General features: G+C 51.2%; 14 protein-coding genes. 7 read left to right on the forward strand and 7 right to left on the reverse strand.

The genetic code is table 11. The features are described from left to right. Positions 1–60: 60 nt before the first annotated feature. On the reverse strand, positions 61–1,335 hold the full coding sequence (locus ACJJI5_RS03555) for an inorganic phosphate transporter (RefSeq protein ID WP_282930993.1): 1,275 nt from the start codon (positions 1,333–1,335) through the stop codon (positions 61–63). Positions 1,336–1,345: 10 nt separating this feature from the next. Further along, positions 1,346–2,023 (reverse strand): TIGR00153 family protein, encoded by a 678-nt coding sequence (locus ACJJI5_RS03560; RefSeq protein WP_413663563.1) that lies wholly within the window; start codon positions 2,021–2,023, stop codon positions 1,346–1,348. A gap of 146 nt (positions 2,024–2,169) precedes the next feature. Between ACJJI5_RS03560 and tfpB the strand changes: the two genes are divergently transcribed. The 3 genes from tfpB (at position 2,170) to ACJJI5_RS03575 (ending at position 7,971) form a co-directional block, all read left to right on the forward strand. Next, positions 2,170–3,945 carry a type IV pilus assembly ATPase TfpB gene (gene tfpB / locus ACJJI5_RS03565; protein WP_444934353.1) on the forward strand — a complete coding sequence of 592 codons (1,776 nt, stop codon included), beginning with the start codon at positions 2,170–2,172 and terminating at the stop codon, positions 3,943–3,945. A 169-nt stretch (positions 3,946–4,114) separates the two neighbouring features. After that, positions 4,115–6,958 (forward strand): bifunctional [glutamate--ammonia ligase]-adenylyl-L-tyrosine phosphorylase/[glutamate--ammonia-ligase] adenylyltransferase, encoded by a 2,844-nt coding sequence (gene glnE / locus ACJJI5_RS03570; protein ID WP_445355523.1) that lies wholly within the window; start codon positions 4,115–4,117, stop codon positions 6,956–6,958. A 59-nt stretch (positions 6,959–7,017) separates the two neighbouring features. Beyond that, positions 7,018–7,971 (forward strand): branched-chain amino acid transaminase, encoded by a 954-nt coding sequence (locus ACJJI5_RS03575; RefSeq protein ID WP_444895899.1) that lies wholly within the window; start codon positions 7,018–7,020, stop codon positions 7,969–7,971. A gap of 52 nt (positions 7,972–8,023) precedes the next feature. On the opposite strand, the gene ACJJI5_RS03580 is transcribed toward ACJJI5_RS03575, so the two are convergent. Together ACJJI5_RS03580 and ACJJI5_RS03585 are read right to left on the reverse strand one after the other, a co-directional pair. Further along, on the reverse strand, positions 8,024–9,367 hold the full coding sequence (locus ACJJI5_RS03580) for a UDP-glucose dehydrogenase family protein (protein WP_444895900.1): 1,344 nt from the start codon (positions 9,365–9,367) through the stop codon (positions 8,024–8,026). A 24-nt stretch (positions 9,368–9,391) separates the two neighbouring features. Beyond that, positions 9,392–10,669 carry an O-antigen ligase family protein gene (locus ACJJI5_RS03585; protein ID WP_444895901.1) on the reverse strand — a complete coding sequence of 426 codons (1,278 nt, stop codon included), beginning with the start codon at positions 10,667–10,669 and terminating at the stop codon, positions 9,392–9,394. A gap of 343 nt (positions 10,670–11,012) precedes the next feature. Here ACJJI5_RS03585 and ACJJI5_RS03590 point away from each other — a divergent pair, with 343 nt between their 5' ends. Beyond that, the gene (locus ACJJI5_RS03590; protein ID WP_444895902.1) at positions 11,013–11,900 is read left to right on the forward strand and encodes an ELM1/GtrOC1 family putative glycosyltransferase; all 888 of its coding nucleotides are present in this window, start codon (positions 11,013–11,015) and stop codon (positions 11,898–11,900) included. On the opposite strand, the gene ACJJI5_RS03595 is transcribed toward ACJJI5_RS03590, so the two are convergent. Beyond that, positions 11,897–12,562: a YrbL family protein gene (locus tag ACJJI5_RS03595; protein WP_445355524.1), complete on the reverse strand. Its 666-nt coding sequence runs from the start codon at positions 12,560–12,562 to the stop codon at positions 11,897–11,899. The two genes, ACJJI5_RS03590 and ACJJI5_RS03595, sit on opposite strands and share 4 nt — an antisense overlap. After that, on the reverse strand, positions 12,555–13,685 hold the full coding sequence (locus ACJJI5_RS03600) for a glycosyltransferase family 4 protein (RefSeq protein WP_444895903.1): 1,131 nt from the start codon (positions 13,683–13,685) through the stop codon (positions 12,555–12,557). Before ACJJI5_RS03600 ends, ACJJI5_RS03595 begins: the two co-directional genes overlap by 8 nt. 238 nt (positions 13,686–13,923) lie before the next feature. Here ACJJI5_RS03600 and ACJJI5_RS03605 point away from each other — a divergent pair, with 238 nt between their 5' ends. Both ACJJI5_RS03605 and waaA read left to right on the forward strand, forming a co-directional pair. Further along, complete coding sequence (locus ACJJI5_RS03605; protein ID WP_413663554.1) at positions 13,924–14,844, forward strand: glycosyltransferase family 2 protein; 921 nt, start codon at positions 13,924–13,926, stop codon at positions 14,842–14,844. 103 nt (positions 14,845–14,947) lie between these two features. Continuing rightward, positions 14,948–16,273 (forward strand): lipid IV(A) 3-deoxy-D-manno-octulosonic acid transferase, encoded by a 1,326-nt coding sequence (gene waaA, locus ACJJI5_RS03610; protein ID WP_445355525.1) that lies wholly within the window; start codon positions 14,948–14,950, stop codon positions 16,271–16,273. 14 nt (positions 16,274–16,287) lie between these two features. Here the strand turns inward: waaA and ACJJI5_RS03615 are convergent, their stop codons facing one another. After that, positions 16,288–17,811, reverse strand: coding sequence for a TolC family outer membrane protein (locus ACJJI5_RS03615; protein ID WP_444895905.1), 1,524 nt, complete (start codon positions 17,809–17,811; stop codon positions 16,288–16,290). A gap of 350 nt (positions 17,812–18,161) precedes the next feature. Between ACJJI5_RS03615 and ACJJI5_RS03620 the strand changes: the two genes are divergently transcribed. Continuing rightward, positions 18,162–18,815: a paraquat-inducible protein A gene (locus tag ACJJI5_RS03620; RefSeq protein WP_444895906.1), complete on the forward strand. Its 654-nt coding sequence runs from the start codon at positions 18,162–18,164 to the stop codon at positions 18,813–18,815. Positions 18,816–18,900: the final 85 nt, after the last annotated feature.

The following is an 18,900-nucleotide window of genomic DNA, read 5'->3' on the forward strand; positions in this document are numbered from 1 at the left end:
GTGAGAGGAACAAAAAAGGGGGCCTAGGCCCCCTTTTTATTGCTCAATGCTACTGCAGCTTTAGCCGAACAGGCCCTTGAAGAAGTAAAAGAACAGGATCGCAATACCTGCACCCGCTGGGAGGGTGACCACCCAAGATGCGGCGATAGTGGTGATCATACGCAGGTTCAGGGCGCCAATACCCCGCGCCAGGCCAACACCCAATACCGCGCCCACCAGAGTGTGAGTCGTGGAGATTGGCAGGCCGGTACCAGAAGCCAGTACGACGGTGGAGGCCGCACCCAGCTCGGCAGCGAAGCCACGGCTCGGGGTCAGCTCGGTGATTTTCTTACCGATAGTGGCCATTACCTTAAAGCCGTATGTCGCCAGGCCCACCACGATACCGATACCGCCGAGCAGCAATATCCAGGAAGGCATAGTGGATTTAACGGTGATAGCACCGCTCTGGATGGTGTTAACTACGGCAGCCAGAGGACCAACGGCGTTGGCGACATCGTTGGAGCCGTGAGCGAAGGCCATGGCACAGGCGGTGAAGACCATCAGGATTGCAAATACGCGCTCGACGTTGGCGAAACGGTTTTCAGCTTCAGCTGCCGGGTCGCGCTGGACGCGCTTGAGCATGGTGACTCCGATACCGGCGACAGCAAGGCCCACCAGGGCGGCGATACCGGCATCCTGGATAAAGCTGAGCTGGATATTGGCATCTTTAAGAACGTGCTTGAGGCCCTTGGTAAGGGTCACCATGGCAATCATCCAGCCCACTGCAAACATGTAGAAGGGGATGTAGCGCTTAGCATTGTTGAAGGGGTCTTCCGTGTCTAGGATCAGGCGCTGGACACTGCGGAATAACAGGAAAGACAGGGTGCCCGCGAGAACCGGGGAGACCACCCAGCTAGCCACGATGCTGCCCACTTTACCCCAGGCCACTGCATCTGGGGATATACCTACCGCAGAGAAGCCGACAATTGCGCCGACAATAGAGTGGGTGGTGGACACCGGCCAGCCGAGAATACTGGCAACCAGCAGCCAGGTGCCCGCCGCCAGCAGTGCCGAAAGCATACCGTATACCAACAGCTGCGGTTGGGCGGCGAAGACTTCAGAATCGATAATGCCTTTGCGGATAGTTGCGGTAACCTCTCCGCCTGCCAAATAGGCGCCGGCAAACTCAAAGATCATGGCGATAACAATCGCCTGCTTGATAGTCAGTGCACGGGAACCTACGGAGGTACCCATGGCGTTGGCTACGTCGTTGGCACCGACGCCCCAGGCCATAAAGAAGCCTGCTACACAGGCCAAAATCAATAATATATGGCCGTATTGACTAATAATTTCCACGCCAAACCCCCTAACGTGCTAACAACAACTGCAATCGGTTGCCCACGCTGTGGGCGCGATCGGCGAGTTCACCGATCCATTCAATAACCCGGTAGAGGAACATAACGTCCACCGGAGGTAAGTCTTTCTCAATAGCAAACAACGACGCGCGAATTTCGACTTCAAGCTTGTCTGACTTGCGCTCCAGTTCATCCAGCTCTTCGGTCATGCGTTTGGCGATATCCACCTCGCGCCCGGCAAAGCCGCTTTCCAGCAACTCGTCCAGTTCGTTGATCGCGCGCAGTGCCTGTGCAGAGGTGGCGACAGCGCTCTCCACAAAGGTGGTCATCAAGGATTGGAGAGGTGCGGGAATCTGCATCTTCCTGCCTACAGCCAGACCAGCGATATCCTGGGCAGTGTTGGCTACCTCATCCTGGGCATGCAGCAATTCCAGCAAGTCGGTCCTGGACACTGGCATAAACAGGCTGTCCGGCAGATGCAGGCGCAGGTCTCTCTTGATATCGTCAGCGCGGTTCTCCGAGGCGGAGATGCGCAGTTGGATCTGTTCTGCCTCTTTGAGGTCACCTTTGATCAGTGCTTCAAAGAAGGGGATCAGGTCAGCCGATGCCTCGTGGGCCGTAGCCATATGCTTCTCGATTGGCTTAATCGGAGAGCGGCCAAATAAGTTGGCAATATTCGACAGGGCCATGGTTAGCTCCATTGCTCAGAATGCGAAAACGGCGGCATGGTACCCCAATCGGGGCAACTTCGTAACAGTGCGTTAACAGCGCACTTTCACAGCTTGATGATAGGGCTACAATGCGACGTCGCCATATGAGAATAAAGGGGTTACCAATGGCAGAGAGTAGAGTTGCAGACCGCATACTGGAACTGCGCGGATTACTGGAAGATTTGGTGGGGCAGGGCTTTGTTAGCCGAGAGGATGCCAACCGTATTGTCGGGACCCCGCGGACAGCAGAGCAGGCCCAGATGCACCCGCTCAGCTATATCGCCAGTTGTGACCTGGCCAACCGCAAGCAACCGGGTAGTCTGCTCAATAGTGAAATCCTTAGCGCCTGGTTAGCGGAGAGCTCCTCCCACCCCTTGTATCATATTGATCCTCTGAAGGTTAATGTGAGCGCTGTCACCGAGGTGATGAGCTTCCAATTTGCCAAGCGACACCAAATTCTCTGTGTTGAGGCGAGTACCGAAGAACTTCTGGTGGCGACAGCTCAACCGTTTAACCATGGTTGGGAGGAGCAGCTGGAACATACCACTGGCCGCAGAGTACGCCGTGTGGTGGCTGATCCGGCCGATATCAAACGACACTGCGTCGAGTTTTACTCCCTTTCCAATTCAATCTCTGGTGCAAGCGGCCTTCAGGGAACCTCAGCGGCAAATAATTTTGAACAGTTGCTGGAGTTGGGCGCCTTAAAGGACCCTGAAGCTAACGATCAACACATCGTCAATATCGTCGATTGGTTGTTGCAGCACGCCTTTGATCAGCGTGCCAGTGATATCCATATTGAACCGCGCCGGGAAGTGGGACGTATTCGCTTTCGTATTGATGGTGTACTGCATCCAATCCATGAGTTACCAGATCAAGTGAATGCTGCGGTTACCAGTCGCCTGAAAATTCTAGGGCGCATGAATGTGGCGGAGAAGCGCAAACCCCAGGATGGCCGCATCAAGACAAAAAGGCCCGACGGCAGCGAAGTGGAGTTGCGCCTCTCCACTCTTCCCACAGCCTTTGGCGAGAAGCTGGTAATGCGGATCTTCGATCCAGAGGTTCTCGCGCGATCTTATTCCGATCTGGGACTGGGTGGTGATGACTTGGCTCGCTGGCAGGCGATGCTGTCACGACCCAATGGTATCGTACTGGTCACCGGCCCTACCGGTTCGGGTAAAACCACCACTTTGTATACTGGTCTTAAGCAGTTGGCCACCAGTGCAGTGAATGTTTCCACGGTTGAAGATCCTATCGAAATGGTGGAAGAGAGCTTTAACCAAACCCAGGTTCACCACTCGATTGGCTTTGATTTTGCTGCAGGTATCAGAACCCTGATGCGTCAGGACCCCGATATCATCATGGTTGGTGAAATTCGTGACCTGGAAACCGCTCAGATGGCGGTTCAAGCGGCACTGACAGGCCACCTGGTTATCTCAACCCTGCATACTAATGACGCTCCAACAGCGGTTACCCGCTTATTGGATCTGGGCTTGCCGCATTATTTATTGAAGTCCACCATTCTCGGGGTGATGGCCCAGCGCTTGGTACGGACACTATGTCCCAGTTGCAAGCAGGAGGACAAAATTGAAGAGGCCGATTGGCAGTCTCTGGTGAAACCCTGGAGAGCGCCGTTGCCGGAGAAAGTCTACCGGCCGGAAGGTTGCCTGGAATGTCGTAATACGGGCTATCGTGGGCGTCAGGGAATTTATGAAATCCTGCCATTTAGCGAGTCGGTACAAGCTATTGTCACCTCCGATTGTGATCTACAGCAACTGCGGCGCCAGGCGATGCGCGAAGGTATGAATAGCCTGAGGCTTTCCGGCGCGAAAAAAGTAGCGGCGGGTTTGACCACTGTGGCAGAGGTATTGAGGGTGGCCCCACCGCCGGATATCGCTTTCTAGCTTGGGTGGCCTCTCTGAGATAACTGTTTGAAGATGTAGAGGCCAGTGAAGTGACGCGAGGGGCGGGCTTGCTCGGCCACTCATCATTATCCGATACCATCGATAGCTATCGGAATGCCGATAGCTAGGCAGAATTGCCCGCTGATATTCGCACCAAGGATCGACCCTCATGTTTGACAACATTCAGTGCCCAAAACCCATCCGCGCTCAACTTCAGTCACTTTGGCATGACTGGTGTGAACTGGCGGAGGCCGCGCTTGTTGTTGAGGTGGAGAGCTTGCTGGCAGAGCCATTGCTTGCGCAAGGAGTGGCTCGGAGCTTAATTGGTTCAGAATTTTTTTATCAACAGTGCTGTCGCCGCCCAGAGCTTTTACGGGATTTGTTACTTAAACAAGATCTTGGACTCTTCCTCCCGACCATAGAAAGTGATGAGGAGTTAGACCTTCAATTGCGCTTATTGCGCAACCGGGCAACAGCTGAGGTCATATTTCGCGATTTTGCCGGACAGTGGGATATTCCCCAGGCATGTCTGCGCCTTAGTGAATTGGCAGAACTATCCATTCGCACGGCGATGCAATGGCACCATGAAAAGTTAGTGGATCGCTATGGGGAGCCTCGTAGTAGAGCTGGCGATAGTCAGTCGATGGTGGTGTTGGGGATGGGCAAATTGGGAGCCCGGGAACTCAATCTCTCATCGGATATTGACCTGATTTTTGCCTACCCTGAGCCCGGTTATACCGATGGCGAAAAGAGTATAGAAAATCAGCAGTTTTTCCAAAAACTCGGCCAGCGCTTGATTAAATCGTTGGATGGAATCAATGCGGATGGTTTTGTTTTTCGTGTAGATATGCGTTTGCGTCCCTACGGTGACAGTGGTCCCCTGGTAAGCCATTTCGCTGCTCTGGAGGACTATTACCAGACTCAGGGGCGTGAATGGGAGCGCTACGCCATGGTCAAAGCTCGCCCTGTTGCTGGCAGGGAGGAGTTTACTGAAGAGTTGATGGAGCTGTTGCGCCCATTTACTTATCGCCGCTATATCGATTTCAGTGCTATTGATGCCTTGCGCGAAATGAAAGCCCTGATACAGCGGCAAGTACGCGCTCGCGGTTTAACAGACAATATCAAACTTGGGCGGGGTGGCATTCGCGAGTTGGAATTTATTGCCCAGGCATTCCAGTTAATTCGCGGAGGGCGCGAACCCGCGTTGCGCGAGCGCAGTTTGCTCAAATTACTGCCCCTATTGGAAAGTGATGGTCATGTTGAACCGGGTGTTGCCAGTGAACTGACCAGTTGTTACTTGTTGTTGCGGAGAGTTGAACACGCTCTTCAGGCATACCGGGATCAACAGACACAGGCGCTCCCAGCTGAGGAGGAAGAAAGGGAAAAATTGGCATTTGCCCTGGGCCGCGATAATTGGGAGCAATTGGAGAGTGAGCTGGTCGATGTTCGTTCCTTAGTTGAGCGGGAGTTCGATACTGTAATCGCTCCACCAGAGGAAATGGCCGCCCCCAGTGTGGCTGAAGAGTGGCAGGGGCTCTGGGCAAGTTGCGCCGATGAAACTGCCAATGAAGAGAATTTGCAGATTTTGGAAAGTGCCGGGTTTCTTCCGCCACCGCAGGCACTCGAGCACTTAAAGGAGCTGTGCCAGTCAACAATGGTTGCGGCACTACCCGCTTCTTCCCGTGCGCGCCTGGACCAATTTATGCCTACGCTACTGGCCGTAGCAGGGATACAGGCTGATCCCTTGTTAGTACTAACCCGTGTTTTACCTCTAGTGCGTTCAGTACTGCGTCGCAGTGCTTATCTCGTCCTGATCAATGAAAATCCCCCCGTGCTCAATCAGCTGGTGCGCCTCTGTAGTGCCAGTCCGTGGATTGCTGAGCAACTTACGCGCCATCCGATTTTGCTGGATGAGTTGCTGGATTCCCGCAGGTTACTGGCCCCTTCTACCGCCGCAGATATTGCCAATGAGTTGCGTCTCGAATTGTTGCGGATCGATCCAGAGGATTTGGAATTGCAAATGGAGGCGCTTCGTTATTTTAAACAGAGCCAAAGCCTGCGCATTGCAGCACAAGAGGTTAATGGCGCTCTACCACTGATGAGGGTTAGTGACTCTCTCACTTGGTTGGCAGAGGCGATATTGCAGCAGTCATTGCAACTTGCCTGGGCGCAGATGGCGGATAAATACGGTATGCCTGCGGGGGCCTCGGCAGAGGATATGCACTTTGCCATTATCGCCTACGGAAAGCTGGGGGGATTGGAGCTTGGCCACGGTTCTGACTTGGATATTGTTTTTGTGCATGACGCGGATGCGATGCAGGCTACAGACGGTAAAACCAGTATTGATAACTTGAGTTTTTTTACCCGATTGGCACAGCGACTTATCCACATATTGCAAACCCGCACATTGAGCGGGCCTCTTTACGAGGTAGACACAAGACTGCGCCCCTCGGGCAATTCAGGGCTCTTGGTGACGTCACTGGCTGCCTTTGAAAAATACCAGAGGGAGAGTGCCTGGACTTGGGAGCACCAGGCGCTGGTGAGGGCTCGATCTGTCGCCGGTAGTGTCCGCCTGAGTGAGTCGTTTCAACAGTTGCGTACGAAATTGCTTTGCCAGTCGCGAAAGAGCGATAAATTGCGTGATGAGGTGGTGGAAATGCGCAATAAAATGCGTGCGAACCTCGATAAGAGCAACGATAAAAAGTTTGATCTCAAGCATGGCGAGGGCGGTATTGTCGATATTGAATTTATGGTTCAATATGCTGCTCTGGCCTGGGCAAAAACTTCGCCCTCGATCGTGCGGTATACCGATAATATTCGCATTCTCGAAAGTCTAATTGACGCAGGCCTGATGCCGGCCCAACAAGCCGGACATCTGATCGACGCCTACAAAGCCTACCGATCTGAAGGTCATCGCCTGGCACTACAACAACTGCCAGGGATTGTGAGCGATGACCAATTCACAGCGGAAAGAAAGACCGTTCAAACAAACTGGCAGCAATTACTCGGTTAATACCGGGTTTCTTCCTGTTGCCCGATTAAACTGTTTTTCAGGATTTGTAGGAGTTACCCATGTCTTTTGCCGACCGCGACGGCGTTATCTGGTTTGATGGTGAATTGGTTCCCTGGCGCGATGCCCGGGTGCATGTTCTCACTCATACCCTGCACTATGGAATGGGGGTGTTTGAAGGCGTACGGGCTTATGAAACCGGTAACGGCACCAGTATCTTTCGTTTGCAAGAGCACACCCGTCGGTTGTTTCGCTCTGCAAAAATAATGAATATCCCAATGCCCTATAGCACTGATGAGCTGAATGAAGCTCAGCGGCTTGTGGTGCGCGAAAATAACTTGCGCCAAGCTTACTTGAGACCAATGGTATTTTACGGGTCAGAGGGAATGGGGTTGCGCGCAGAAAATCTTTCAACCCATGTGATTGTCGCTTCCTGGGAGTGGCCCAGCTACATGAGCCCCGAGGCACTGGAACAGGGGATTAAGGTGAATACCTCCTCATATACCCGACACCATGTGAATATCAGCATGTGTAAGGCGAAAGCCAATGGTAACTATATAAACTCGATGCTGGCGTTACAGGAGGCAGTGCGCAATGGTTGCGAGGAGGCGCTATTACTGGACCCCGAGGGTTATGTTGCTGAGGGTAGTGGAGAAAATGTCTTCATTGTTCGCGATGGGACTATTTATACCCCGGAGCTGACGTCGTGCCTGGATGGAATTACCCGAGATACAGTTATTGAACTGGCACGGGAGTGCGGCTATAGGGTGCTAGAGAAGCGTATCACTCGGGATGAAGTCTATATCGCTGACGAAGCGTTTTTTACTGGCACAGCGGCGGAAGTATTGCCCATTAGTGAATTGGATGGGCGTTCTATCGGCAGTGGTCGTCGCGGCCCTATCACAGGGCGTTTGCAAAACCTTTATTTTGATGTGGTACATGGGCGTAGTGCCGCGCATCGGGGCTGGCTCAGTGATGTGGCGGGCCAGGCGGAAGTAAAAATGCGAATAGCATGACGGAAAATAAAAACCCGGCAGATGCCGGGTTTTTATTTTAAGTAAGGTTTACTTAGTAAGAGCTGGTGGTGTCCGGGCGCCCTACGCAGTAATAATCAAAGCCTGCCTCGCGCATTTCCTCTGGTTCGTACTGGTTGCGTCCGTCAAACACAACCGGGGCACTGAGAGCGCTGCTTACTTCATCGATATCAAGAGATTTGAACTGTTGCCATTCGGTCGCGACAATCAGGGCGTCGGCACCCTGTAAAGCCTCTGTCTTGGAGTCGCAAAGGGTCAGGTCTTCGCGATCGCCAAAAATTCGCTGACACTCCTCCATGGCCTCAGGGTCAAATGCCCGCACCTTCGCACCCTGCTCCCACAATCGAGCTAACAGCACACGGCTTGGGGCTTCGCGCATATCATCTGTATTCGGTTTGAATGACAGGCCCCAGAGCGCAAAAGTTTTGCCCTGAATATCTCCGTTAAAATGACGTTGTATTTTTTCGGCGAGATAGTGTTTCTGGCGCTCGTTGCGGGATTCCACTGCGGCGAGAATATCTGCAGCAATGCCCAGCTGTTGTGCCGAGGAAATCAGGGCTTTCACATCTTTAGGAAAACAGGAGCCACCGTAGCCGATACCTGCGTAGATAAACTGGTAACCAACTCGCGGATCTGAACCTATGCCTGCCCGAACTGCCTCAATATCAGCGCCCACTTTATCGGCAATATTTGCCATTTCATTCATAAAGCTGATCTTGGTTGCCAGCATACAGTTGGCGGCATACTTGGTGAGTTCCGCACTTTTAACGTCCATCACGAGGATCTTTTCGTGATTGCGGTTGAATGGCGCATAGAGGTGGCGAAGCTTCTGTTCTGATTCTGCTTCGGAGGTGCCGATAATAATTCGGTCTGGCCGCATACAGTCATTCAGTGCCGAACCTTCCTTGAGGAATTCAGGGTTGGAAATAACATCGAATGGCATGTCGGACTTATCCCGCTCGGTCAATTCTTCCTCAACAGCAGCTCGTACTTTGTCGGCCGTACCCACAGGTACTGTGGATTTGTTGATGATGTATTTCTTGCACTCCATGTGCTTGGCAATGGTTCTTGCAACAGTCAACACATGTCGAAGGTCTGCTGAGCCGTCCTCATCTGGAGGAGTGCCCACGGCGATAAAAATCAGCTCACCGTGTTCTACACCAAAGGCCGCATCAGTTGAAAAAGATAGATTGCCAGTGGTGATACTGTTCTTCACCATAGGCTCCAGGCCTGGCTCATAAATAGGGATAATACCCTGCTTGAGGCGGTTGATCTTGTCCGCGTCTATATCGATACAAACTACTTTATTGCCAGCTTCAGCTAAGACTGCTGCTTGCACCAGGCCCACATAGCCGGTGCCAAATACGGTTACATTCATCAGTGTGACTCTATCTCTCAGCGGTTACTGTTTTTGAGGGTTACTTTCCCGGATAGTTTTATATTGACTCAAACCCCGGTCTTCAATGCTGCTTCGCGCCAGCAGGATAGCCAGGGGGATCCAGTAAAAGAACCAAATATAATTGGGCTTAGCCAAAGGTTGCTGGGCGTATATCAGCATTGCCAGTACACCGAACAGGAACCAAGTGAAATACAAACCAGGAATCCAACTCAAAAGTCTTTCTTTGGATCTCACGGTCCACAGAGTTGCAAGCCCTTGCCAGACACAGGCTGCCAGCCCCAATAGCCCGCTAAAACGCGCGATATCCAGAAGAAAATTGTGTGGATGGGGCACCATCCTGTTTAGTGCAATAAATTTCTTATGCACTAATCCCTGGCCAAATAGTGGGGCTTGCAGGAACTCCTCAAAGGCTTTTTGCCAGAGTGTCAGACGTATAGAGTAAGCGCTACCCCGGTGTAGGAGGGGCAAGTCACCATACAAGGCAAAATAGGTCAATGGCAAAACACAGACGATAGCCACAACAACTAAAATTTTCAGCAGGCGCGAAAGGTTGCCGAATACAACCAAGAAAATTGAAAAGCCCGCCATAACAATTGGGACTTTGGTTTGTGACAAAACTATGTAGATACAGGAGGTGAGTAAGCCTGCTCCTGATAACCAGCGCCAAATACGGGGCTTTTGGTAGAGACCATAGCAACAAAAAAGAGCGTGGAAACCAAATAGCATTCCTGTTTTATCAATATTGCCCTCAAGAGATATACCGCCAATCCGGCGGAGATCCTGGAGACCGCCATCAAGGGAATAAGCAATTAGCGAGGCAATACCGGATAGCAGTCCAATCACAATAAGCGAGAGTAATAGCTTATGGAGGATGTTGTCGCCGTACTGCTCCAACAGGAAGAAAACAGCGCAGTAAAATAGAGCTAGGTATAATACCAATTTCCAGTAGTAATCAGATTGCCTATAAACATCTGCGGTATCCGGAGAGGCCCACAGTGTTGAAAGCGCTAGAATGATAGGCAGGCTGCAAAAGGTTAGGAACTGCCAGGAAATCAGGAAGTGATAGCTCTTTCGCCACGCCAGCAGTAGAAGGGCTGTGGGCACTAAAGTTAGGTAGAAGCTGGTTTGTACTCCCGATACTTTGGGGGAAACATAGTAGCCACATACCAGTATATATAACCCAAGAAAGGCCCATTTGAGCAGACCTGAAATCCACAGTGAGCTTTGCTGGCGATAAACGGGCTGGGAAAGCTTGTTTAGAGTACTTCCAAGTTCAGGCATAGGTGCAACTGTCGGCCATTCAGAAAATTTTGTATTTAGATGCGCGGAAATAGGCTGTATAGGTGAGTACTATATAAAAGTCTGTTGTCCATGAACGCTCTAATTTTGCTTTTTAGTGATAATTGTGGGGCTTTACACAAAGTAGTAGCGGATGCCTGTTTGGCTGAGCGCTTTAACGGGGTCTCCTGAGAGGCATGGATTCACCGGGGGCACCCTTTGGAGCTCCCTGGAAGGAGTATACTGGATGTTTTGGGGCTCCCATAGCCTTGTTACAGTAGCTCCACTGGAATGCGCTAGGTACACTGCCTTGTATTCCGGTGTTTCAGTAGTTTAGGGTCCTATCTTGCAACTTATTATTTGGCGTTTTTTAGATGGCAACCGGGCTCATGAAAAGCAGAGTGTAGCTCTGATTGAAGGGGTGCGCAGGAGTTATATCGGGGAGGTGCAGGTTTTTGATATATCACCAGAATATACAGCCAGCCGTATTCTCCTGAAAACGGGAGAGGAGCTGGAAGAGTTGCCAGCCCCCGACTTTTTGATCGGCACAGGTCGCCGCAGCCGACTTCCCATGCTGTCTGCCCGTTGCCGGTTTGGTGGTCGCGCGGTGGCAATTAACCGCCCTTTGTTACCCTACAGCTGGTTTGATTTTGCGGTCGTACCCGAACACGACCGTCCGCCCCCTCTACCTAATGTGATTGTGAGCCAGGGCGCATTGACTGAACCGCTTGAGAGCGATGTACTGCAGCCTGGAAGGGGGCTTATTTTATTGGGTGGACCCAGCAAGCATTACAGTTGGGATACCCTCTCAATCCGGGAGCAAGTTGAGAAATTATTGGCCCAACCCTTGAGTTGGTGTATCTCTGACAGTCGGAGAACACCGGCGGGTACCATGGAGCAGCTGGAGAAAAGCAGTGTTGAGTTGGTTGACTGGCGCTCTTGTCCGGCGGGCTGGCTTCAGAAGCAGTTGTCGGAAGCGGAGACAATCTGGGTCACTGAGGACAGTATCTCTATGCTATTCGAGTCGTTACAAAGTCGGGCCCAGGTCGGTGTAATTCGGGTTCCGAGTCGCAGCAAGTCTAATAAGGTGCGTTCAGCGGTATTACGACTTTTGGATCAAGGTTTGGTTAGTGAAAAGCTTGAGGTGAAGGCAGGAGGCCAGCGTGACCCCCTGGATCAATACCTATTGTGTGCTCAAGCATTGTTGCGTCGATCAGGGTTGCCAAGCCGTTAGCGCTTGAGTCCCTCAGCTTCATATTTTCGCCAGGGGGTTTCCTTATCGGAAATTTCCCACTCGACTCTCAGCCACATGCGCTCGATACGGCGATGGATATAGCGTTTCGCAAAGTAGCTAGAAATTTTTGGCAGAGGCAGGAAAGAGGAACAACCCAGCCCATCAATCAGGTAAGTTTGTAGTTTCCCCTGCTCTTTTCGCAGGACCAGATTGTGGGCAATCAGATTTTTGGTGAGTACTTCATACTCAAGCAGCCACTCAGAAAAGTGCTGTAAAGATTCGCGCACCTCGGTATTGAGTCCATATTTGTTTAGGTATTGGCGAAGAGTAGGTGCCGGATTGCCATCAGCGTCAAGAATCATATCAGTGACGGCAGCGGGGCCTAAGCTGGTCTCCTGTATCCCAAACCATCGAGGCAGATGTTGCCAAAGCCCATCTCGATTAGTTGCAATGGCCCGCTGGCTATAACCTTCCTGTTCGCGAAGATTGTCATCAAAATATGATTCCCCTCGCCAGGTTTTGTACCAGGGAGCTCGCCCCAATAGCTCCGCTGTTCGGCCGGGTCGCATCACCTTGACACAGAGTTCAGACCGCTCCGGGTGTCGGTAGCAAAAGCGATTGCCTCCGCTGGCAAACGGCTCGCTCTGGCTCAAATTAATCACGCGGGTTCGCTCCGGTACGCTCTGTGAGTAGGCTCTTGTAGATTTCAATAGTGTGTTCGGCCTGCCTTCCCAATGTGAAATCGGTAGATAAATGAGGCTTTTGCCCAGGGCTGTCGAGCAATTCCTGAGTACGCGTGAATAAGGCTTCTGGATCATTGATATCAACTAGCCCTTGAGGAAAACAGGCATTAAGCGACTCTGCCGGTCCCCCAATGTTATAACCAATAATAGGTGTGCCAATCGCAGCGGACTCTATAACGGTTCTGCCAAATGGCTCGGGTCGACGTGATAGGTTATACACCAAACTGGACGCACTATACCAGTGGCGTATATCACTACGATGACCAACTAGAGTAAGGTGGTTCTCAAGCTTCATTGAGCAAATTTTTTGTTCCAATTCATCGGCGTAGTGCTGCTTGTTCTTCTCCGCTCCGCCGAGAATGATGCCGTGAACATCAGAACGGTTTTCGACTAGTTGATGGATTAGATCGATAAAGTCTTCTTGTCCCTTCCAGCGGGTCAGCCGGCCGGGTAAGAGGAGCCAGCGCTTGCCGGCAAGCTGGGGGAAATCCTGGTGTACTTTTTGGTACCAGGACTCCGATGGCTGGACATCGAGATTGAACTCATCTGTATCTACACCCCGGTAAACGATTTGTGGGGGACGCTTTAGATCGTTTGCATAATTCTCCAGTAAGTAGCTATTCACACACTCTGATATTGCGATTACCTGTTCGGTTTTCGCCATAATCGCACTATATCGATTTATGGAGTAAAGGCCATGAGCAGTGCTTACAAGGCGGGGGCGCTCAGTTGGGTCAAGATTTCGCCAGGCAAGATAGGCTAGCCAAGCCGGAACCCTGGAACGCACATGGATGATGTCAGGTTTCTCACGAGAGATAACCTTTCGAAGTGGTCTGACCTGTAACAGGCTAAAGAGAGACTTCTTATGGATTGGAAGTTCAATATGGGCAGAGCCTTCAGCTTTTAGTTGCTCGACCATGCTCCCCCCACTGGAAACAACGATTGACTGATGACCACCTGCTACCAGGTAGCGGGCAAGATCAACGGTCCCCCTCTCAACCCCCCCAGAGTTCAGGGCGGGCAAAAGCTGCATAATTTTCATGGGGAGATATACCAGGGCTTATAAGAATAGTTTTTTGAATTAACTTGACTAATGGGTTGCGTTTTAGCAAGGAAGGTCGGGCACAAGCATATAATATGGAGCATAGATGCCCTGATAAAGCGTTTGGCAAAAGTGGTATTATAGACAGGTCATTCTTAAGGGTATAGGCTGATTCTTTTTTAACCCAGCTCAGATAGCTTATATCCGATTTGTCCTTGGCCGTAATCTGGAGTTTACATTGCACCCCTTGTTAGTGATCTGTATTTGTACTTATCAGCGACCGGAGCGGCTTCGCAGTTCTCTGCAAAGCCTGGCCAAGCTACAGCTACCCACGGGCTTAAATGTGGCTGCACTGGTCGTCGATAACGATTCGGACACTCAGGCTGGTAGGGAAGTTGTGGGGGAGTTGTCGGGAAGTTTTCCCTTTCCTCTCAACTGTGCTGTTGAAGAGCGGCGGGGAATCCCTTGTGCACGTAATCGCTGTATCGATGAACTGGATAATATGGGAGCTGACTACCTAGTTTTCATTGATGATGATGAGTGGGTAGAGCCCGATTGGTTAATCCAGCTATATGATTACTCACAAAAGCTGGGGGGCAGTAGCGTGGTTTGTGGCAGTGTTGTTCGGCGTTGGCCGGATTCTGTGCCTGCCTATTACTCACGTATTTTTTATCGGCAGAAACGAAAGACTGGAGAACAGCTCAACTACTGTGCGACCAGCAATGTATTAATACCGATGAGCAGTATCCGCTCGCTAGGCCTGAGGTTTAATGAGCAGGACCCTCTAGGTGCCGGTACAGATGTGATTTTTTTCACAGAGTTTAAGGCCAAGGGCGGAAAGATTGTTTACTGCCTGGAGGCGAGGGTTTACGAGGCTGTACCAGAGAGTCGCGCCAATATGCGTTGGTTGTCGCGTAGAAAATTCTCCGCTGGTATCACTCTGGCAAAGCATAAACTTGCCAAAGGTCGCGGTCATACCAGCATCTTTGTATCAGCTCTGGGACAGCTGTTGATCTCCAGCATAGGCTGTATTTTAGGGTTGATTTTCGGTGGAAAGCGCTTGGGTTCTGGGCCTTGGCTCCGCGCTTGCCGTTCAGCCGGCATGGCTTGTGGTGTTTTTGGGGTGCGCTCTGAGTTTTACCGGGTGGTCGATCACTAATGGCCTGAGGCCTTCCTTACGGGGGTGTTTTACCTGGAAGAGATAACCGTCATTATTGCACTTTCTTTGGTGGCAATATTGATCTTTAGGTGATCCCTGCTTCATGCAAATATTTTATTCCTGGCTCTTCCGCCTGTTTTTACCTGTTGTCCTTTTGCGTCTCTGGTGGAGAGGGCGTAGCCAGCCGGCCTATCGGTTGCGTTTAAGAGAGCGTCTGGGTCAGGTTCCAAAAAGGCACAGCCGGGCACCGTTAATCTGGGTCCATTCTGTATCTGTTGGGGAGACCCTAGCCGCCGTGCCAGTTATCTCTAAATTGGCTGCGCGACATACAGACTGGCAGTGGCTGGTAACGACTACAACTCCAACCGGGTCTGAGCGGGTGAAGGAAGCCCTGCAGCCAATTCTTGGTGGCCGCTTACTTCACTATTACCTTCCCTATGATCTCCCTGAATGCCTGGTGCCATTTCTCAATGCGCTTAGCCCGTGTGCATTGGTGATTATAGAGACTGAGCTTTGGCCCAACCTACTCAAGCTCTGCTCGAGTAGGAAGATCCCAATTTTATTGGCCAATGCACGGCTCAGTGAAAAATCTGCGCGAGGTTACGGGCGTTTTCCCTCTTTGAGTCGAACGATGTTGAGCAACCTGGATCGTGTTGTTGCGCAATACCCTGCGGATATGCAGCGGTTTATCGATCTGGGATTACCAGCGGAGAGAGCAGTAGCCAACGGCAATATCAAGTTTGACCTCAGTATTGATATGGGACTGGCTAGTGAAGCCCAGGCGCTGGCGCACCAGTGGCGGGGGGAGTCTTCCAGGCCTATATGGCTGGCGGCTAGTACCCATGTGGGTGAGGACGAGGTGATCTTGGATGCCTTCTCTATTTTAAAGAAAGAATATAGAGATCTATTACTCGTGCTGGTGCCCAGGCACCCACAGCGTTTTGATAGTGTTGCTCGCTTGTGTCGGGAGCGTGGCTTTGCCTTGGCCCGAAGGAGTGAAGGCGCAGCCGTTAAAGCTAGTGATGAGGTTATTCTGGGAGACACGATGGGGGAGTTGCTGCGCTTCTATGGGGCCAGTGATATTGCTTTTGTGGGAGGTAGCCTGGTTTCTGTTGGTGGTCACAATATGATTGAACCCGCTGCCTGGGGGGTACCAGTTATTTCTGGCCCCCACCTGCATAACTTCGCCACTGTATCCAGTTTGTTGCAGGAGGCTGGAGCCATGGTTGTAGTCGAAGACAGTGAATCGATGGCTTCACAAGTTCAGGCTTGGCTGGAAGATGTGGGGCAAAGAAAAGCCGCCGGTCAGAGAGGGAAAAAAGTAGCTTCAGAAAATAGTGGTGCTTTGCAGCGCTTACTGAGCGAGGTGGAGCGGTTGGCTACACAAAATGAAGACCAGAGAGAGAATAAAAATCCTGCTCTCTGGTAGATGCGTATACGCAGTTACTTCGAAGGTGCTGGAAGGCTGGTGCCTCCAGTTTCCTCTACGCGAGAGACATTATTTGCAGGATTCAGCATCATATCCAGATCCTGAAGATCTTTAGGGGATAAGAGTCCTGCAGCTTGCTTCAAGCTCAGTGAATTTAGAATGTAGTCGTACAGTGAGTTGGCGTAGTCAGTTTGTGAATCGAACAGGGTCCGCTGAGCCAGGAGCACATCTACAATATTTCGGGTGCCTACTTCGTATCCCGCCTGAGTCGCATCCAATGCACTCTTGGCAGAAACGACGGCTTGCTCACGTGCTGCTACTCTCGATACATCGGTGACAACAGCGCGGTGCAGGGTGCGCGTGGTTTGTATAGTATCTCTCTCTGCAAGAACACTAAGGTCCTGGGCCTGGAAGGCTTGGTTTCTAGCCTGGCGACGGTTGGCACTGAGAAGGCCACCAGTAAAAATGGGCACGTTTACAGTTACCCCTGCACTTGTTCCCCATTGGTCAATATCTTGCGGGTAACGTACAAATTGGCTGCCCGTTATGTCGCTGAATCTATTTTTCTCGTTACCATCTTGAGTGAGTTTATTATAAGAAAGCGAGCCAGTGACGGTGGGTAGGTGTTCACTGGCTTCCGCTCGCGCGTTATAGCGGGCGGCATCGGCGCCAAGTCGTGCAGCTTTAAGGACAAAATTGTTGGCGAGGGCAAACTCAACCCAATCGGCGCGATCTGAAGGCACTGGCGGAGCTACCTGGAAATCATCTACCAGAGGAGCTACTTGATCATGGTAGCCTCCGGTCAATACTGATAGGGCATCAAAGTTACTGAGGAGGTTGTCTTGAGCTGTTAAACGCCGGGCAACGGAACTGTCATAGGCAGCCTGGGAGTCGTAGACATCAGTAATTGCTGTTAGACCGACTTCAAAGCGTTGTTGCGTCTGTTCCAGCTGTTTAGCTAGGGCTTGTTCTTCGGCAGCAGCTGCCTCTAGCACGTCGTAAGCACGTAATACGTCAAAGTAGGCGGTGGCGACACGAATCATCATTTCTTGCTGGTTAGCACTGAATTCTGCTGTCGCCTGCTCTGTTAATCTCTTGCCCTGTTGATAATCGAACCAGGCTGGTGCGTCAAAAATAGCCTGGGTCAGGTTGGCACTATAGGTTCTTTCCTGTAAGGAATTGCTAGTTTGGCTTCTAAAGTCCACTAGTTCGACATCACTGTCGTCGTCATTATCAGTCAAATCCAGTAACTGAGCAGAATTTTGGCTCCTATCAGAGTGAGTCCTAGCGGCTTCGAAGGTAGCATTTACCTGAGGAAGCAGGAATGCACGAAACTGGTACTTAGCCTCGATATCCGCGTGGTAAGCAGCGCGATCAGCTGCTAATTGAGGATCATTCTCCAGGGCCTGTGTATAGATATCCCACAGGGTGTCGGCTTGCGCCTGCATGGCGCCCAGGCCCAGCAGCGTAGCGGCGATTAGTTTTTTCAGCGGACGCAACTTGCGGCCTTGCGGCTCTGTGCGGTTACTTCTTTTCATCTGTTTCGACTTCCTGTGGAGGGTACGGTCTTCAAGCTTTTGCAAGTTATTTGGAGCTGGTGTCATGTAGTGGGGATATGGAGGGCTCCAGCTTGCGATTATTACTAATATTGCCAGTCTCCCCAATAGCAGTCGCGAGAGTTTACCCGGGGTCAAACCGACCGTCGAGACGGCTTTCGGCTTTTTGCTATATCTTCGTTAAACCGACACCTATGTGCGTTTATTGGTAACTTTTTGGCAATAACACTGGCCCATTGAATAAGGTTGAGGGCCTATATTTCAATAGACGCGCCTCATAAGCATTTGGATGCGGCAAAAATTGTGCAGAATAAGGCAAGGACTGACTGTCCATGAATGAGGAGCGCAGCGCGGCGCTGGCCGATTGGCAGAGGGTCTGTCACGAATGCGATCTACTTTTAACCGGCGGCTTGGCGCCTCCGGGACAAAAGTTAATTTGCCCACGATGTCGCTGTACTTTGCATCGCAATGGCAATCATAGTATTTACTACACACTGGCTCTAAGTCTAACCGGCCTATTACTGTTTATTCCCTCTGTCAGCTTGCCATTGCTCGACTTTTCCCTGTTCTCATTTGGTGCAGAAAGTACCTTGCTTAATGGCGTTTACTCTCTTTTCAAGGCGGGGTTTATTTGGCTCTCGGCGCTGGTGCTTTTCTGTAGCGTTCTGGCTCCGGTAGGTAAATTTGCCCTGTTGTTATTTATTTGTTGGGGCAGTGCTTGGGCCTGGCTTGACCGGCCGGTATCCAATGCTGTTCGTTTTTACCAGCACTTAAAAGAGTGGGGCATGCTCGATGTTTATATGCTCGGAATTTTGGTGGCCCTGATTAAATTACGGGATTTGGGCAAGATGGAGGTAGAACCGGGGCTGTACTGTTTTGGTGCCATGATGCTACTGGCAAATCTCTCTTCCCTGAGTTTTGACCAAACAGCAATTTGGCACCGCTTAGCACAGCGTCGTGCGCTTAAGGGACAAGCTTGTGAATAGCGTACCAAATAAAGGTTTAAAAAAAGGCTTAACCAGCTGCCTGTGCTGTCATCAATTAATTATTCTTCCCCAAAATGGTCGTTGC

The sequence above is a fragment of the Microbulbifer maximicatervae (SeqCode) genome, assembly GCF_052467955.1.

Bases quoted from the DNA above. Each gene is read 5' to 3' on its own strand.
- ACJJI5_RS03560 (WP_413663563.1), bottom strand. From the start codon at position 2,023: ATGGCCCTGTCGAATATTGCCAACTTATTTGGCCGCTCTCCGATTAAG.
- tfpB (WP_444934353.1), top strand. From the start codon at position 2,170: ATGGCAGAGAGTAGAGTTGCAGACCGCATACTGGAACTGCGCGGATTA.
- glnE (WP_445355523.1), top strand. From the start codon at position 4,115: ATGTTTGACAACATTCAGTGCCCAAAACCCATCCGCGCTCAACTTCAG.
- ACJJI5_RS03575 (WP_444895899.1), top strand. From the start codon at position 7,018: ATGTCTTTTGCCGACCGCGACGGCGTTATCTGGTTTGATGGTGAATTG.
- ACJJI5_RS03580 (WP_444895900.1), bottom strand. From the start codon at position 9,367: ATGAATGTAACCGTATTTGGCACCGGCTATGTGGGCCTGGTGCAAGCA.
- ACJJI5_RS03585 (WP_444895901.1), bottom strand. From the start codon at position 10,669: ATGCCTGAACTTGGAAGTACTCTAAACAAGCTTTCCCAGCCCGTTTAT.
- ACJJI5_RS03600 (WP_444895903.1), bottom strand. From the start codon at position 13,685: ATGAAAATTATGCAGCTTTTGCCCGCCCTGAACTCTGGGGGGGTTGAG.
- waaA (WP_445355525.1), top strand. From the start codon at position 14,948: ATGCAAATATTTTATTCCTGGCTCTTCCGCCTGTTTTTACCTGTTGTC.
- ACJJI5_RS03615 (WP_444895905.1), bottom strand. From the start codon at position 17,811: ATGAAAAGAAGTAACCGCACAGAGCCGCAAGGCCGCAAGTTGCGTCCG.
- ACJJI5_RS03620 (WP_444895906.1), top strand. From the start codon at position 18,162: ATGAATGAGGAGCGCAGCGCGGCGCTGGCCGATTGGCAGAGGGTCTGT.